1 protein-coding gene is annotated in these 19,056 nt (G+C 70.0%); it reads left to right on the top strand.

Annotated elements, in window-relative coordinates:
* The first annotated feature begins 8 nt into the window (after positions 1 to 8).
* Positions 9 to 19,055: a non-ribosomal peptide synthetase gene (locus AC1PK7_RS14075; RefSeq protein WP_481098537.1), complete on the top strand. Its 19,047-nt coding sequence runs from the start codon at positions 9 to 11 to the stop codon at positions 19,053 to 19,055.
* Position 19,056: the final 1 nt, after the last annotated feature.

The raw sequence follows: 19,056 nt of genomic DNA, 5'->3' as shown, positions 1-19,056 counted from the left end.
AGAGCGGAATGGACGCAGCGACCCTTGAATTTCCGCTGACGCTGGCGCAGTCGGACATCTACTTCGATCAGCAGCGCTACCCGGACGATCCGATCTACAACATCGGCGGCTATATCCGGATGGGCGCGATGGACGCGCAGGTGCTGCGTCAGGCGCATGCGCGTCTGGTGGAAGGCGACGACGCCTTCGGCTTGCGCATCCGTGCCACCCGCGCGGGCATCGTGCAGTACGTCGCGTCGGTGCGGACGACTCGGCTGGAGGAAAAGGATTTCTCCGACGCGCTGGACCCTGCTGCAGCCGCGTTGGCATGGCTCGACGATCGCTTTCGCGAAGCGTTCGTGCTGCACGAGCAGGAATTGTACAGGGCCTGGATCCTGCGCTTGTCCGCCGAGGAAACCTGGTACTGCGTGATCGCGCACCACCTGATCATCGATGGCTGGGGCTTCGCCAACCTGGCCAGAAAGCTGGGATGCCATTGCCGAGGAGACGCCACGGAGCGACCGCCCGGCTTGCATTCGGTGGCGGCCGACGACGTCGGCTATGTGGAAAGCCCGCGCTACCAGGACGACGCTCGCCACTGGAAGTCACGCGTGGCAACGGCGCCCGAGCCTCTGCTGCAGGCCTATCATCGCCCGCGCTATCGGTCCGGGACGGCGATTCCCAGTGGACGCGAAACGGTGTCCATGCCGGCATCCGAGTATGCCGCGGTGCAGGCCCTGGCCGAGCGTTACCGCGTGGGTGTGCCGCAGGTGTTGCTGGGCGTGTTTGCGCTTTGCGCCGGGGCACAGGGCGATCGCGACCGTTTCCTGATCGGATTGCCGGTCCACAATCGAAGGGGCAAGGTCCAGAAGCAGGCCATCGGCGTCTATACCGGCATGATGCCGTTGGCCGTCGAGCTGGCACCGCACATGGCATTCGGCGAGCTGGTACGCGCGCTGTCGGAACGGCAACGCGCCGACTACCGGCATCAGCGCTATCCGGTCGGACATCTGTGCCGGGATCTCGGCATTTCCGGAAGCGATGCCACGGTCTTCGATGTCAGCTTCAACTATCTCAAGCTCGATAGCCGTTTCGAGATCGGCGGCCACGCCGCCTCGATCCACTACCTGAGCCATGGTTTCAGTCAGACGCCGCTGGCGTTGACCGTCTGGGAGTACGGACAGACGCAGCCGGTCGAGTTTCATTTCGATTACAACCTGGCCTATCTGGAGCCGGCCGAGTCGCAGCGGCTCGCAGCCCGCTTCCAGCATGCGCTGAGCCGCCTGCTGCAGGCGCCGGAGCTGCGTCTGGGCGATCTGTCGGCGTTGCCGCCGCAGGAAGCGCAGGCGGCGGCCGGGCTTGCCTGTGGCCCTCGCAAGGAGGTCGCCGAGGTCCTGGTGCATCGTGTGTTCGAAGCGCATGCGCGGAACCAACCGGATGCGATCGCCGTCGTTGACGAGCAGGGAAGCCTCTCCTATGCCGAGCTGAATCGGCAGGCAAACCGATTGGCGCACCGGTTGATCGCGCGCGGCGCGGCGCCGGATCGGCCCGTCGCGGTGTGCGCGGAGCGGCGGCGGGAATTGCTGGTCGGCATACTGGCCGTGCTGAAGGCGGGCAGTGCCTACCTGCCCATCGATCCGGTGCAGCCCGATGCACGGATCGCGGCGATGCTCTCCGATGCGGAGCCGTTGCTGGTCCTGGTGTCGGCATCGACCGAGGGGCGCCTGGCCGGACTGGTGGGCATGGAAGCTGTCCTGGTCCTGGAAGAGGCGATGCAGACGCCGTCGGCATCGGACGCCGCGGCCGACACCGATCCGCGCATCCTGGGGCTGGAGGCCGGGCACCTGGCCTACATCATCTATACCTCGGGCTCCAGCGGAACGCCCAAGGGCGTGATGCTCACGCATGCGGGACTGGCCAATCTGGCGCTGACCCTGCAGGACACATATGCGCTGGACGCGAACGATCGGGTGCTGCAGTTCTCTTCGATCGGGTTCGACGCGGCGACCTGGGACTGGGCCAGGACCTTGGTTGCCGGGGCGACGCTCTATCTCTGCCCGGAAACGGTGCGCGGCTCCGGCGAGCAGCTTTCCGACTACCTGCAGCAGCATGCCATCAGCCATGCATTGATTCCGCCGGCGGCGCTGGCGCATGTGGATGCGTCGCGGCACTACCGGTTGCGCTCGCTGATCGTCGGCGGCGAAGCCTGCGATCCGACGCTGGCAAGCACGTGGGCGGCGAAGTGCCGCCTGTTCAACGCCTATGGCCCGACCGAGGCCACGGTCGCGGTCAGCCAGGCCCTCCTGGGTCCGTCCGATCAGGTCAGTATCGGCTCGCCCTTGCCCAACACCGAACTGCGGATCGTGGACCGCCATGGTGGCGTCGCGCCGATCGGTGCGGCCGGTGAGCTTTGGATCTCCGGCGTCGGCCTGGCGCGCGGCTATGTCGGTCAGCCCGACGCCACCGCACAGCGCTTCGTCGTTGGGCAGGGCGTCCTGGCCGGGCGGCGTTGGTACCGCACTGGCGACCGCGCGCGCTGGCGGGCGGACGGTCAGCTGGAGTTTCTCGGGCGTCTGGACGACCAGCTCAAGGTGCGCGGGTTCCGTATCGAGCCGGGCGAGATCGAGGCCGCCCTGAATGCCATGCCGGAAGTGCTGTCCGCCGCGGTGGGCGCAGCGGGCGAGGGCATGCAGCGCCGGGTGATCGCGTACGTGTGCGTCGTCGCTCCTCCTACCGGTGCAGATGCGCGGCACGCCCTGTTTGCCGAACTGCGCCAGCGATTGCAGCGACGGTTGCCCGACTACATGGTGCCGGCGCAATGGGTGCTGATGCAGCGGATGCCGCTCAACGCCAACGGCAAGATCGACCGGCGCGCACTGCCGTCGCCAGATCGGGAAGGCAACGCGGACGCGCAGCCGCAGACCGATGCCGAACGCCAGGTGCTGCGCATCTGGTGCGCAGTGCTGGGGGCGGATCAGGTCGGCATGGACACCGACTTCTTCGCGGCGGGAGGGCATTCGTTGTTGGCATCGCGGCTGGCGGCCGAGCTGTCGGCCTGCTTTGCCCGGGATGTCACCCTGCGGTTCGTGTTCGAACACCGCTCGATTCGCGCCCAGGCGCAGCATGTGGCGCCACTGGCGGAACCGCAGCGCGCCATGGTCCGCGCACAGGCCCGCGATCTGCTGCCGCTGTCGCTCCTGCAACAGCGCTTGTGGCTGGACGACCGCGTCGAAGGCGCGAATGCGCAGTACAACATCCCGGTCGGCCTGCGTCTGCGTGGCGCCTTGCACCTGCCGGCGCTGCAGGCGGCGTTGCAGGCGGTGGTCGACCGCCACGATGTGCTGCGATCCGGTATCCGCGAGCGGCACGGTCACGTGGTCCAGCACGCTGTCCCGGCGCTGCTGCCAACGCTGCCCGTGATCGATGCCGGTGGCCCCGGCCAGGCGGATCTGATCTTTGCGTATTGGCGTGCGGAGGCGGCGGTCCCGTTCGATCTCGCCGAGCCGCTGAAACTGCGCGCCAGCCTGCTCGCAGTCGCGCCCGACGACCATGTGCTGTTGCTGACCCTGCACCATATCGCCGCCGATGGCGGATCGATGCGCACGCTGGTTGCCGATCTGAACGCTGCCTATCGCGATGCGGTGCGCGGATGCCCGACGGCATTGCCTGCGTTGCCGTTGCAGTATGCGGACTACGCGGCCTGGGAGCGGCAGGACGTGGCGGTTGCCGAACGCGCGCAGTCGCTGGCGTTCTGGCGTGAGGCGTTGCAGCAGGCGCCATCGCTGCATCGCCTGCCGCTGGATCGGCCACGGCCGCTGCGCTACGCCGCCCTGGGCGCGCACTTCCATACGCTGATCGACGCGACGACCCTGCAACGGTTGGAGGCCTTTGCCGCTCGCTGCGAGACGACCTTGTTCATGGCGTTGCATGCGCTCCTGGCATTGACCATCGGTCGCTGGAGCGACGAGCAGGATGTACTGGTGGCGACGCCGGTGGATTGCCGGGAGCATCCGGCCACCGAGGCGATGATCGGCCTGTTCGTCAACACGCTGCCGCTGCGTACCGACCTGTCCGGCATGCCGACCTTCGAACAGCTGCTGAATCGCTGCAGGATCGCGACGCTCGCGGCGCTGGCGCATCGCAATGTGCCCTTCGACGATGTGGTGCAGGCAGCGGCACCGGAGCGCACGCCCGGGGCGATGCCCCTGTGCCAGATCCTGTTCTCGCTGGATAACGCACCGTTGCCGGCGTTCGTTCTGCCGGACCTCGACGTGACTGCGATCGAAGACGAACGGCAGCCATTGCCGCTCAACTTCGACCTCGATATCGCCGCGGAGCGGCGCGATGACGCGCTGCGGGTGCGCTGGCACTACCGGCCGGAACTGTTCGACGCGGCTACCGTCGCACGCTTCGCCGAGTCGTTCCACCAGTTGCTTGCCGCCGCCCTGGCGCAACCGCAAGCGCCCGTGCACGGACTGGAGGTGCTGGCCGACAGCGAACGCGGTGCCCTGCGCGAACTGGAAGGGCAAGGCGTCCACGTGGCCGATGCTGCCCCGGTCTTCGTGCGGGTGGAGGACGTCGCACGCGCGCACCCCGCCGCCGTGGCGATCGTCGACGACGCGCGGACCGTGTGCTACCAGGAACTGGAGCGCGAATCCAACCGATTGGCGCATTGGCTGCGCAGTGCGGGTGCCGGGCAGGGGAAGCGGATCGGCCTGTACCTGCCACGCAGCTGGCGGCTGCCGTGGGCGGTTCTGGCGACGCTCAAGACCGGGGCGGCGTATGTACCGTTGGACCCGGGGCTGCCGGCGGCCCGCCTGCAGCAGATCGTGCAGGCCTCCGCCCTGCACGCGGTGGTGACCCTGGATCATCTGCGTGACCAGCCTGCGCTGGCCGGCACCCACGTGCTGGTGGTGGACGATACGGCGGGCCTGGCGGCTCTGGCGGCGCAGGACGCCGAGGCTCCGGCGGTGCACGTCCGGGCCGACGATCCTGCCTATCTGATCTTCACCTCCGGGTCCACCGGTGTCCCGAAAGGGGTGGAGGTCGGGCATGGCGCGTTGTCGGCCTATCTGGCCGGGTTGCAGCAGGTCTATGCGATCGCGCACGAGGACCGGCTACTGCAGTTCTCTGCGTTCAACTTCGATGTCTTCGTCGAAGAATGCCTGATGGCGCTTTGCCATGGCGCCTGCCTGGTGATCCGCGACGACGCCAGTGCCGAATCGGCCGATGCGTTCTGGCGCTTCGTGGACCTGCATGCGCTGAGCGTGCTCAATCTGCCGACCGCGTTCTGGCATCTGTTGGCCGATACGTTGACAGAGGACGCGGTGGCAATCGCCGGCCGCCATGTCCGCCTGTGCGTGGTGGGTGGCGAAGCGGTGCGCCCCGCCAGCATCCTGCGCTGGTGCGAGGCGATGCCTGCGACCTTGCGCCTGCTCAATGGCTATGGGCCGACCGAGGCCACGGTCACGGCGACGGTGGCCGAGTTGTCGGCGTCTGCTGCGATCGCGCCGGTGGCGCCCATCGGCCGGCCGTTGCCGCATGTGCGCTGCCTGGTGTTGGATGGCAACGGTCAGCGCGTGCCGCGCGGCGTTTCCGGCGAACTGTACCTGGGCGGCGCCGCGCTGGCGCTTGGCTACGCCGGCGACGAGGCGTTGACGGCGCAGCGCTTCGTCTCGCTCGCCGCCGAGCCGGGGCGCTGGTACCGCACCGGCGATCGGGTGCGCTGGGCACAGGACGGGCAACTGCAGTTCCTTGGCCGTGCCGACGAGCAGGTCAAGATTCGCGGCTATCGCATCGAGTTGGGCGAGGTCCGGGCGCGGCTGGACGCGCTCGCCTGGGTGCGCGAGTCGGTGGTACTGGCGGTGGAGCATCCTGCCGGGACGCGCTTGGCGGCCTATCTGGTCGCGGCAGACGTCAACCTCGCGCCTGCAGCAGTCGTGGAGCGCGTGCGCGATGCACTGGCGCAGCAGTTGCCGCACTACATGATCCCGATCATCGTGCCGATGGCGCGGTTTCCGTTGACCGCCAACGGCAAGATCGACCTGCGTGCATTGCCGCCCGCGCTGGTGTCGGAAGTGGCGTCGCCGGTAGCACCGCAGACGGCCATCGAGCGGACCCTGCTGGCGCTCTGGCAGCGCCTGCTCGGGCTGGACCGGGTGGGCGTCGAAGACGATTTCTTCGCATTGGGCGGTCATTCGTTGCTGGCCGCGCGCCTGGCGGCGGAGGCGAGCCGGGCCCTGGGCCATCCCGTCCCGGCGCGCGCGGTTTTCGAACATCCCAGCGTGCGGCGCCTGGCTGCGCATCTCGAGCGTTCCTCGTCCGCTGCCGCCGTGGTGCCCGCCATTGCGCGGGCAGCCGTCGACGACGATGCGCCGCTGTCGCCGGCGCAGGAGCGGCTGTGGTTCCTGGCGCAGCTGGAACCGGCGTCCCGTGCCTATCACATGTATGCCGCCCTGCAACTGCAGGGGACGCTCGATATCGCCGCCCTGCGGTCCGCCTTCGTTGCGGTCGTGGCGCGGCATTCGGTGCTGCGTAGCCGGTTCCCGGAAAAGGATGGTCGGCCGCGTCAGGTGACGGATGCAGCGGCGGACAGCGCCTTCGAATGGCATGTCCACGATGGCGCGACCGCGCACCAGCGCACCGAGGCCGAGCGCGTGCTGGAGCGGAGCTTCGACCTGCAACACGGGCCGCTGCTGCGGATCGCGCTGTTGCGGGAGGATCATGGCACCCATCTGCTGCGTATCGCCGTGCACCACATCGTGTTCGATGGCTGGTCGATGCGTGTGCTGATGGACGAACTGGGTGTGCTGTATGCCGCGCACCGGGACGGCCGGGACGCATCGCTGCCGGCGCTCGCCTTGCGCTACGTGGACTATGCCGTCTGGGAGCGGGACTGGCTGAGCAGTCCTGAGGCGACGTTCCAGGAACGGGCATGGGCCGAGAGGCTGGACGGTGCGCCGTTGTTGTCCACGTTTCCAGCGGATCGTCCGCGGCCGGCCCAGGCCGGCGGGACCGCAGGCACGTTGCCGGTCGCATTCGACGCCGCGCAAACACAGGCGCTGCAGGCCTTCAGCCGTCGCCACGGGGTCACCCTGTTCACCACGGTCCTCGCCAGTTGGGCGGCAGTTCTGGCGCGGATGAGCGGACAGCAGGAGATCGTGCTGGGCACGGCCACGGCCAATCGCGATGCCGACGCGGTTGCCGGCCTGATCGGGCTGTTCGTCAATTCGCTGCCGCTGCGCCTGGACATGCGTCGCGACCTGGACGTCGCCGGATGGCTCGCCCAGGTGCGTGCACAGCTGCTGGACGCGCAGCAGCGGCAACGGCTGCCGCTCGAACGCGTCGTGGAGGTGGCGGCGCCAGTGCGCAGCCTCGCCCACAGTCCGTTGTTCCAGGTGTTCGTGGCCTGGCAGGACGGCGACGTGGCCGATCTGGAGCTAGCCGGCGTCCGGGCCACGGCGCTGCCTGTTGCGGCTGCCGGCGACGCGAAATTCGATGTCAGCCTGGTCGTCGGCGAATCCGCCGACGGCCTTTTCGGCCTGATCGAGTACGCCGAGGCCCTGTACGAGCGGCAGACGGTGGAGGGCTGGCTGACCGCGTGGCGGTGCCTGCTGGATGCAATGCTGCGGGACGATCACGCCGCAGTGCAGACCCTGCCGCTGATGCCGCAGGCGCAGCGGCAGCGTCTGCTCCAGGACTGGGCGGGGCGTCCGCGCGCCTACGCCGATGCCCTGCGCCTGGAGCAGCGTTTCGCGCAGCAGGTCGCACGCGCGCCCGACGCGATCGCCGTGGTCGATGGCGAGCTTCGTTGGACCTACGCCCAACTCGACGCACACGCTGCCACATTGGCGCAGCGGCTGCAGGGCCAGGGATTGCGCGAGGGCGGTCGGGTCGCGCTCGCGCTGCCGCGATCGGCGTGGCTGTTGGCCGCGCAACTGGCGACGCTGCGATGCGGCGGCGCCTATGTGCCGCTGGATCTGGATGCGCCGCCGCGGCGGCGTGCGTTCATGCTCAAGGACAGTGCGGCCTGTCTGCTGCTGCGGTCGGCGGACCAGGACACGCCGGTGCAGGGCGTGGCCATCGACGTGCTGCCGGGTGCGGCCGCACCGGTTCCGACCTGGGCTTCGTCCGCAGCGGGACTCGATGCGGTCGCCTACGTGATGTACACCTCCGGGTCCAGCGGGCAGCCGAAAGGCGTGGCCATCACCCATCGCGGCATTCGACGCCTGGTGGTGGACGGCGACTACACCGAGTTCGGCCCTGGTGACTGCATCGCCTTCGCCGCCAATCCGGCGTTCGATGCCAGCACCATGGAAGTGTGGGCAGCCTTGCTCAACGGCGGTCGCGTGGCGATCGCGGACCGGGACACGGTGCTGGAGCCTGCGCGTTTCGGCGCGTTCCTGCAGCGCGAAACGGTCACGGTGCTGTGGCTCAGCGTCGGCTTGTTCAACCAGTATGCCGATGCGATCGGACAGGTCTTGGGCGCGCTGCGCTGCCTGCTGATCGGCGGCGACGTGCTCGATGCGGCCATCGTCGCGCGCTTCCTGCAGCGGCACCGGCCCGCGCAGTTGTTGAATGGCTACGGCCCGACCGAGACGACCACCTTTGCCGCGACCTATGCGATACCGTCGGCCGTGCCGGGGCAGTCGATCCCGATCGGACGCCCGATCCGCAATACCCGTCTTTATGTGCTGGATGCGGCGCAGCAGCCCGTCCCCGTCGGGGCGGTCGGCGAGTTGTACATCGGTGGCGACGGTGTCGCCGCAGGCTACGTCAATCTGCCGGACCTGACCGCCGAACGCTTTCTGCCCGATCCGTTCGCCGCCGACGGCGGACGTATGTACCGCAGCGGCGATCTGACGCGCTGGCGTGCAGACGGGATGCTCGAATTCGTCGGGCGCAGGGATGGCCAGGTCAAGCTGCGCGGATTCCGCATCGAGCTGGCGGGTGTGCAATCCTGTCTGGCGGCACATCCGTCGGTACGCGCATCGGTCGTCATCGCGTCCGGTGGCGCGGAGGACAAGCGCCTGCTGGCCTACTGGGTGGCAGCCGACGATGCGGCGGCGTCCCCCGCCGAACTGCGCACCCACATGGCCGAGCATCTGCCGGACTACATGATTCCAGCAGCCTTCGTGCAACTGGATGCGTTGCCGCTCACTGCCAACGGCAAGATCGATCGGCGCCGGCTGCCGGAGCCGGAGGCCGCGGCTGGCCTGGCCGAACCGGCCTCCGCGACCGAGCGGCTGGTGGCCGGCATCTGGCAACAGGCGCTGCGTCGATCGTCCATCGATGTGGAGCAGGACTTCTTTGCGCTCGGTGGGCATTCGCTGCTGGCGATGCGTCTCGCTGGCCAGATCGGCCAGGCGTTGGGGCGGCGGGTGCCGGTGAAGGCACTGTTCGAGCACCCCAGCGTGCGCCGCCTGGCGCAGCATCTGGACACTGCGGTCGTGGAGCCGATGCAGCCCATCGCTGCCGAGCCTGGCCGCGTCTGCGCACCGCTGTCGTTCGCGCAGCGGCGTATCTGGTTCGCCGACCAGTTGGAAGGTGGCAGCACCCAATACAACGTGCCCTGCGCATTGCGCCTGCGTGGGGTCCTGGACCTCGCTGCGCTGCAGGCGACGTTGGATGCGTTGGTGGCAAGGCATGCGGTGTTGCGCACGGTGTACGCCGTCGAACACGGCGAACCGGTGCAGCGGGTGTTGCCGCCGTCACCCGTGCCGTTGGCCAGACTCGATCTGGCCGCGATCGCGCGTTCCGAACTGGACATGCACGTCGCCCAACTCCTGCGAGACGAGGCGTCCGCCGCGTTCGACCTCTCCGCCGACATCATGCTGCGTGGCGCGCTGGTCGACCTTGCGGCGGAAGAACATCTGTTGCTGTTGACGCTGCACCACATCGCCAGCGACGGCGAATCGATGGGCGTAGTGGTGCGGGAGTTCGGTGCGTTGTATCGCGCGTTCCGCAGTGGTGCTGCCGATCCCTTGCCGCCATTGCCCGTGCAATATGCCGATTACGCGGTCTGGCAGCAGAACTGGTTGGGCACCGATGCCGCTGCGGGCTTGCGAGCGCATTGGCGCGAACGTCTGCAGGGTGTGCCGCCGGTGCATGCGTTGCCGCTGGATCGGCCGCGACCGCTGCAGCAGGACTTCGTGGCCGAGGCGGTCGAGTGCTGGCTGCCATCGCCGTTGTTGCAGGCATGCAAGGCATTCGCCGCTGCCCATGACGCCACCGTCTTCATGGTGTTGCAGGCGGCGCTCGCGGCGCTGCTGTCGCGGTGGAGCGGCGAGCGCGACATCGTGGTCGGTACGCCGGTCTCTGGACGCACGCAGCGGGAAGTCGAGCCGCTGATCGGGTTTTTCGTCAATACGGTCGCCCTGCGGACAGAGCTTTCTGCCGGCACTGGATTCGCTGAATTGCTCGCGCAGGTGCGCGAACGCGCCCTGTCCGCGTTCGCGCACCAGGACCTGCCCTTCGACCTGGTCGTCGACGATCTCAGACCGGAACGCACGCTGGCCTACAACCCGGTATGCCAGATCAAGTTCGTACTGCAGACCCAGGAGACTGGCGATCTGTCCTTGCCTGGGCTGGACGTGGAGCAGATCGAGCTCGGCGTCGACAGCATTCGCTTCGATTTCGATGTCACCGCGATCGAGGTCGAGGAGCGGCTGCGCATGTACTGGAGCTTCCAGACCGCACTGTTCGACGCGGTCACCGTGCAGCGCATGGCGCAGGCCTATGTTTGCCTGTTGCAGGCCGCACTGGCATCCCCCGCGCTGCCGTTCGAGCGTCTCCCGCTGCAAGCCAGCGCCGCCACGCAGGCGCTGCTGGCGCTGGGTCGCGGTCCGGTGTCGACGCAATATCGCGAGCGCTCGCTGGTGGCGCAGGTGCAGGCGCAGGCAGCGGCGACGCCGGAGGCGGTGGCGGTGCGCTGCGGGACGCAGTGGCTGCACTACGCGGGTCTGGAGCGTGCGTCCAACCGGCTGGCGCAGGCGTTGCAGGAGCAGGGGATCGGTCCGGGCGCACGGGTAGGAGTGGCGCTGGAGCGCTCGGTGGCGTTGCTGGTGGCGCTGCTGGGCACGCTCAAGGCCGGCGCGGCCTACGTGCCGCTGGACCTGCAGCAGGGCCCGGCGCGGCTGCGGCAGATCCTGGACGATGCGCAGGTGCAGCTGGTGCTGCTGGACAGCGCCAGTGCGTTCCCGCTGGCGGGAGCGGACACGCTGTTCATGGACGAGGCGCACCGCGCGGACTGGCTGTCGGCGTACCCGTCCACGGCACCGGCGCTGGCCGAGGATGCGCAGCGCAGCGCCTACGTGCTGTACACCTCCGGCTCCACCGGCACGCCCAAGGGCGTGGAGATCGCCCACGGCAGCCTGCTGGACTACTGCGCGTTCGCGCGCGAGGGGTACTACGCCGGTCACCTGAGCGGATCGCTGGTGGCGACCTCGGTGGCGTTCGACCTGAGCGTGCCGAGCCTGTACGTGCCGCTGCTCAGCGGCGGCTGCGTGACGCTGCTGCCGCCGTCCGATCCGTTGCAGGGGCTTGCCCAGGCGCTGGAGGATGCAGCGGCGCCGGCATGGCTGCTGCGGCTGACGCCCTCGCACGTGCAGGGGCTGCTGGGGCTGGTGGATGCGGCGCCGCGCTCGTCGCGGCACGTGTTCGTGATCGGTGGCGAGGCGTTCGCGGTGGAGCTGGCGCGGGCGTTGCAGGCCAAGTACCCGCAGGCGCAGCTCTACAACCACTACGGCCCGACGGAGACGGTGGTGGGGTGTGCGTGGTACGACGTGAGCGCGCACCTGGAGACGTTGACGCACACGATCCCGATCGGGGTGCCGATGCCCAACACGGGGCTGTACGTGGTGGACGCGCAGGGGCAACTGGTACCGCAGGGCGTGGCCGGCGAGCTCTACATCGGCGGCGCCGGCGTGGGCCAGGGCTACGTGAACCAGCCGGACCTGACGGCGCAGCGGTTCCTGCCCAGCCCGTGGGTGCAGGGCGAGCGGGTGTACCGCAGCGGCGACCGGGTGCGCTGGCGCAACGACGGGACGCTGGAGTACCTGGGGCGCCTGGATGCGCAGGTGAAGCTGCGCGGGTACCGGATCGAGCTGGGGGAGATCGAGAGCCAGCTGCGGGCGCAGGCGACGGTGCGCGAGGCGGCGGTGGTGGTGAGCGGGGAGGGGGCGCAGGCACGGCTGGTGGCCTACGTGGTGCCGGCGATGCCGCTGCACGCGGACCAGGTTGACGCAGCGGAAGCGTTAGAGGCGTTAGAGGCGGCAGAGGCTGATTGGACGCAGTCCCTGCAGCAGGCGCTGAGCCAGGTGCTGCCGGGCTACATGCAGCCGACGGCGTACGTGGTGCTGGCGGCGCTGCCGCTGACGGCCAACGGCAAGCTGGACCGTGCGGCGCTGCCGCAGGCGCAGGTACGCGAAGCGGCCTACAGCGCCCCGCGCACGCCGACCGAACAGGCGCTGGCGCAGATCTGGGAAGCGGTGCTGGGCCAGGAGCGGATCAGCACCGAGGCGAACTTCTTCGCCCTGGGCGGTCACTCGCTGCTGGCCACGCGGATCGTGAGCGAGATCGGCAAGCGGCTGGGCAAGCCGGTGCCGGTACGGGCGCTGTTCGAGCAGCCGACGCTGCAGGGGCTGGGCCGCTACGTGGACGGGGTGCGGGCGCAGGACTATGCGCCGATCCCGGTGCTGCCGCGGGAGCAGCCACTGGCGCTGTCCTTCGCCCAGCAACGGCTGTGGTTCATCGACCGGCTCGAAGGCGGCAGTGCGCAGTACAACATGCCGGTAGCGCTGCAGCTGGACGGGGACCTGGACCGGACGGCGCTGCGCGCGGCGCTGGCGGCGCTGGTGGCGCGGCACGAAGTGCTGCGCACGGTGTACGCCGAACAGGACGGGCAGGCGGTGCAGGTGATCGTGGCGGAAGCGACGGTGCCGCTGCTGGAACAGGACCTGCGCGAGCTGGATGCGGCAGCGCAGGCCCAGGCACTGCAGCAGCAGCGCGAAGAGGAGGCGCGGCAGCCGTTCGACCTGGAACGCGGGCCGATGCTGCGTTGCCGGCTGCTGCAGCTGCAGGCGCAGCGGCATGCGCTGCTGTTCACGATGCACCACATCGCCAGCGATGGCTGGTCGGTGGGGGTGCTGGTGCAGGAGTTCGCCGCGCTGTACGCGGCGCAGGTGCGCGGGGAGGCGGCGGCGCTGGCGGCGCTGCCGGTGCAATACGCCGACTATGCGGCATGGCAGCGGCAGCGGTTGCAGGGCGCGACGCTGCAGGGCCACCTGGGGTACTGGCGGGAACAGCTGGCGCAGTTGCCGGTGGTGCACAGCCTGCCGCTGGATGCGGCACGTCCGGCGCAGCAGCGCTTCGACGGCGGGCAGTGGGAAGTGGCGCTGCCGGCGCCGACGCTGGCGGCGCTGGGCGCGCTGGGCCAGGCGCACGGGGCGAGCCTGTTCATGGTGCTGGAGGCGGCGCTGGCGACGGTGCTGTGGCGCTGGAGCGGGGAGCGGGACATCGTGATCGGCACGCCGATCGCCGGCCGCCTGCACCCGGACGTGGAGCCGCTGATCGGGTTCTTCGTGAACACGCTGGTGCTGCGCACGCAGATCGCGCCGCAGGCGCCGTTCGTGGCGCTGTTGCAGGCGCGGCGCGACCGGATCCTGGAGGCGTACACGCACCAGGAGGTGCCGTTCGAGATGCTGGTGGACGAACTCAAGCCGGTGCGCAGCCTGAGCCACGGCCCGCTGTTCCAAGTGCTGTTGTCGATGCGCAACAACGCGCGGGTGGCGCTGACGCTGCCGGGGCTGGAGGTGAGCGGGCTGGAGGGAGGCGAGGAGCCGGCGAAGTTCGACCTGCAGCTGTCGGTGACCGAGACCGGTGAGGGGGCGCGGCTGCGCTGGAACTATGCGCGCAGCCTGTTCGAGGCGGCGACGATCGCGCGGCTGGGCCAGGCGTACGTGGCGGTGCTGGAGGCAGTGGCGGCAGCGCCGCAGACGCCGCTGCAGGCGCTGCCGTGGGTGGAGGCGGCCACGCAGGCGACGCTGGCGCACTGGAACGCCACGGCGCAGCCGGTGGAGGACCTGACCTACCCGGCACTGGTGCGGCGGCAGGCGCTGGCCACGCCGGAGGCGGTGGCGGTGCGTGCGGGGGAGCAGGTGCTGCGCTACGGACAACTGGAGGCGCGCGCCAACGCCCTGGCGCACCGGCTGCGGGCGCAGGGGGTGGGGCGCGAGACGGTGGTGGCGCTGTGCCTGGCGCGCGGGCTGGAGGTGCCGGTGGCGATCCTGGGGGTGATGAAGGCCGGGGCGGCGTACCTGCCGCTGGACCCGGCCTACCCGGATGGGCACCTGCAGTACGTGCTGGCCGACAGCGGCGCGGCGCTGGTGCTGACCGATGCAGCCAGTGCCGAGCGGGTGGCGGGGCTGGCGTTGCCGGCCTTGCCGCAGCTGCGGATGGAAGACGTGTGCGATCTGGCGAGCGCACCGCCGACGGTGGAGGGGGCGGGCGCGTCGGATCTGGCGTATGTGCTGTACACCTCCGGCACCAGCGGCCGTCCGAAGGGGGTGCTGATCGAGCACGGATCGCTGCGCAACCTGGCGCTGAACCTGGGTCCGCATGGGATCGCGGACGGAGCGCTGCAGGGGTGCTGGGCGTGGACGGCCTCGTACGCGTTCGATGGGTCGCTGAAGGGGCTGATGCAACTGGCGTGGGGCGGTGAACTGCTGATCGTGGAGGAGGCGGCCAAGACCGATCCGGTGTTGCTGCGGTCGGTGCTGGAAGGGCAGCGGGTGGACCTGATCGACTGCACGCCGTCGCTGCTGGAGGCGTGGCTGGGGGCGGGGCTGGAGGACTGCCTGCCGCACCTGGTGATCGGCGGTGAGGCGATCGGGGCCTCGCTGTGGCAGAGGCTGGTGGGGTGGCAGCAGCAGCGCGGGCGGCTGGCGATCAACGTGTACGGGCCGACCGAGTGCTGCGTGGATACGACATGGAGCCTGGTGCAGGGTCCGGTGCCGGTGATCGGGCGGGCGTTGGCGAACGTGCAGTGCCATGTGCTGGCCGAGGACGGGCAGGTGCAGCCGATCGGCGTGGCGGGGGAACTGTACATCGGTGGTGCAGGCGTGGGCCGTGGCTACCATGGTCAGCCGGCGCTGACGGCGCAGCGGTTCGTGGCCAGTGCCTGGGCACCCGGCGAGCGGCTGTACCGCAGCGGCGATCGGGTGCGCTGGCGCAACGACGGGACGCTGGAGTACCTGGGGCGCCTGGATGCGCAGGTGAAGCTGCGCGGGTACCGGATCGAGCTGGGGGAGATCGAGAGCCAACTGCGGGCGCAGGCGACGGTGCGTGAGGCGGCGGTGGTGGTGAGCGGGGAGGGCGCGCAGGCACGGCTGGTGGCCTACGTGGTGCCGGCGATGCCGCTGGACGCGGACCAGACGGACGCACTAGAGGAGGCAGAGGCGGCCTGGACGCAGTCCCTGCAGCAGGCGCTGAGCCAGGTGCTGCCGGGCTACATGCAGCCGACGGCGTACGTGGTGCTGGCGGCGCTGCCGCTGACGGCCAACGGCAAGCTGGACCGTGCGGCGCTGCCGCAGGCGCAGGTACGCGAAGCGGCCTACAGCGCCCCGCGCACGCCGACCGAACAGGCGCTGGCGCAGATCTGGGAAGCGGTGCTGGGGCAGGAGCGGATCAGCACCGAGGCGAACTTCTTCGCCCTGGGCGGTCACTCGCTGCTGGCCACGCGGATCGTGAGCGAGATCGGCAAGCGGCTGGGCAAGCCGGTGCCGGTACGGGCGCTGTTCGAGCAGCCGACGCTGCAGGGGCTGGGCCGCTACGTGGACGGGGTGCGGGCGCAGGACTATGCGCCGATCCCGGTGCTGCCGCGCGAGCAGCCGCTGGCGCTGTCCTTCGCCCAGCAACGGCTGTGGTTCATCGACCGGCTCGAAGGCGGCAGTGCGCAGTACAACATGCCGGTAGCGCTGCAGCTGGACGGGGACCTGGACCGGACGGCGCTGCGCGCGGCGCTGGCGGCGCTGGTGGCGCGGCACGAAGTGCTGCGCACGGTGTACGCCGAACAGGACGGGCAGGCGGTGCAGGTGATCGTGGTGGAAGCGACGGTGCCGCTGCTGGAACAGGACCTGCGCGAGCTGGACGCGGCAGCGCAGGCCCAGGCACTGCAGCAGCAGCGCGAAGAGGAGGCGCGGCAGCCGTTCGACCTGGAACGCGGGCCGATGCTGCGCTGCCGGCTGCTGCAGTTGCAGGCGCAGCGGCATGCGCTGCTGTTCACGATGCACCACATCGCCAGCGATGGCTGGTCGGTGGGGGTGCTGGTGCAGGAGTTCGCCGCGCTGTACGCGGCGCAGGTGCGCGGGGAGGCGGCGGCGCTGGCGGCGCTGCCGGTGCAATACGCCGACTATGCGGCATGGCAGCGGCAGCGGTTGCAGGGCGCGACGCTGCAGGGCCACCTGGGGTACTGGCGGGAACAGCTGGCGCAGTTGCCGGTGGTGCACAGCCTGCCGCTGGATGCGGCACGTCCGGCGCAGCAGCGCTTCGACGGCGGGCAGTGGGAAGTGGCGCTGCCGGCGCCGACGCTGGCGGCGCTGGGCGCGCTGGGCCAGGCGCACGGGGCGAGCCTGTTCATGGTGCTGGAGGCGGCGCTGGCGACGGTGCTGTGGCGCTGGAGCGGGGAGCGGGACATCGTGATCGGCACGCCGATCGCCGGCCGCCTGCACCCGGACGTGGAGCCGCTGATCGGGTTCTTCGTGAACACGCTGGTGCTGCGCACGCAGATCGCGCCGCAGGCGCCGTTCGTGGCGCTGTTGCAGGCGCGGCGCGACCGGATCCTGGAGGCGTACACGCACCAGGAGGTGCCGTTCGAGATGCTGGTGGACGAACTCAAGCCGGTGCGCAGCCTGAGCCACGGCCCGCTGTTCCAGGTGCTGTTGTCGATGCGCAACAACGCGCGGGTGGCGCTGACGCTGCCGGGGCTGGAGGTGAGCGGGCTGGAGGGAGGCGAGGAGCCGGCGAAGTTCGACCTGCAGCTGTCGGTGACCGAGACCGGTGAGGGGGCACGGCTGCGCTGGAACTATGCGCGCAGCCTGTTCGAGGCGGCGACGATCGCGCGGCTGGGCCAGGCGTACGTGGCGGTGCTGGAGGCGGTGGCGGCAGCGCCGCAGACGCCGCTGCAGGCGCTGCCGGTGCATGCCGCTTCGTCTCTGGATACGCTGTTGGCGCTGGGTCGCGGTCCAATATCGACGCAATATCGCGAGCGGTCGCTGGTGGCGCAGGTGCAGGCGCAGGCGGCGGCGACGCCGGAGGCGGTGGCGGTGTGCTGCGGGACGCAGAGGCTGGACTACGCGGGCCTGGAGCGTGCGTCCAACCGGCTGGCGCATGCGTTGCAGGAGCAGGGGATCGGTCCGGGCGCACTGGTAGGAGTGGCGCTGGAGCGCTCGGTGGCGTTGCTGGTGGCGCTGCTGGGCACGCTCAAGGCCGGCGCGGCCTACGTGCCGCTGGACCTGCAGCAGGGCCCGGCGCGGCTGCGGCAGATCCTGGACGATGCGCAGGTGCAACTGGTGCTGGGTGATGCACTGACAGCCTCGGTGGCGCTGTCGATGCAGGGATGCGAGGCGCCAGACTGGCTGTCGGCGTACCCGTCCACCGCACCGGCGCTGACCGAGGATGCGCAGCGCAGCGCTTACGTGCTGTACACCTCCGGCTCCACCGGCACGCCCAAGGGCGTGGAGATCGCCCACGGCAGCCTGCTGGACTACTGCGCGTTCGCGCGCGAGGGGTACTACGCCGGTCACCTGAGCGGATCGCTGGTGGCGACCTCGGTGGCGTTCGACCTGAGCGTGCCGAGCCTGTACGTGCCGCTGCTCAGCGGCGGCTGCGTGACGCTGCTGCCGCCGTCCGATCCGTTGCAGGGGCTTGCCCAGGCGCTGGAGGATGCAGCGGCGCCGGCATGGCTGCTGCGGCTGACGCCCTCGCACGTGCAGGGGCTGCTGGGGCTGGTGGATGCGGCGCCGCGCTCGTCGCGGCACGTGTTCGTGATCGGTGGCGAGGCGTTCGCGGTGGAGCTGGCGCGGGCGTTGCAGGCCAAGTACCCGCAGGCGCAGCTCTACAACCACTACGGCCCGACGGAGACGGTGGTGGGGTGTGCGTGGTACGACGTGAGCGCGCACCTGGAGACGTTGACGCACACGATCCCGATCGGGGTGCCGATGCCCAACACGGGGCTGTACGTGGTGGACGCGCAGGGGCAACTGGTACCGCAGGGCGTGGCCGGCGAGCTCTACATCGGCGGCGCCGGCGTGGGCCAGGGCTACGTGAACCAGCCGGACCTGACGGCACAGCGGTTCCTGCCCAGCCCGTGGGTGCAGGGGGAGCGGGTGTACCGCAGCGGCGATCGGGTGCGCTGGCGCAACGACGGGACGCTGGAGTACCTGGGACGCCTGGATGCGCAGGTGAAGCTGCGCGGGTACCGGATCGAGCTGGGGGAGATCGAGAGCCAGCTGCGGGCGCAGGCGACGGTGCGCGAGGCGGCGGTGGTGGTGAGCGGGGAGGGTGCGCAGGCACGGCTGGTGGCCTACGTGGTGCCGGCGATGCCGCTGGAGCTGGAAGACGCGGAAGCGGCCTGGACGCAGTCCCTGCAGCAGGCGCTGAGCCAGGTGCTGCCGGGCTACATGCAGCCGACGGCGTACGTGGTGCTGGCGGCGCTGCCGCTGACGGCCAACGGCAAGCTGGACCGTGCGGCGCTGCCGCAGGCGCAGGTACGCGAAGCGGCCTACAGCGCCCCGCGTACGCCGACCGAACAGGCGCTGGCACAGATCTGGGAAGCGGCGCTCGGCCAGGAACGAATCAGCGTCAGTGCCAATTTCTTCGATCTGGGCGGGCACTCGCTGCTGGCCACCCGGCTGATCAATGCCGTGCAGCGGCAGTTCCACGTCGCGCTGCCGGTACGCGTGCTGTTCGAGCGTTCCGACATCCGCAGCATCGGCGCTTTGATCGATGCGGAGATCGTGCGCAAGCGCAATGCCGAGGCGGCACTGGAACAACACAATCAAGTGGAAAGGGAGTGGTGAG

It is taken from the genome of Xanthomonas sp. NCPPB 3174, assembly GCF_056725205.1.
This window is presented reverse-complemented; position numbering and strand designations above follow the sequence as displayed.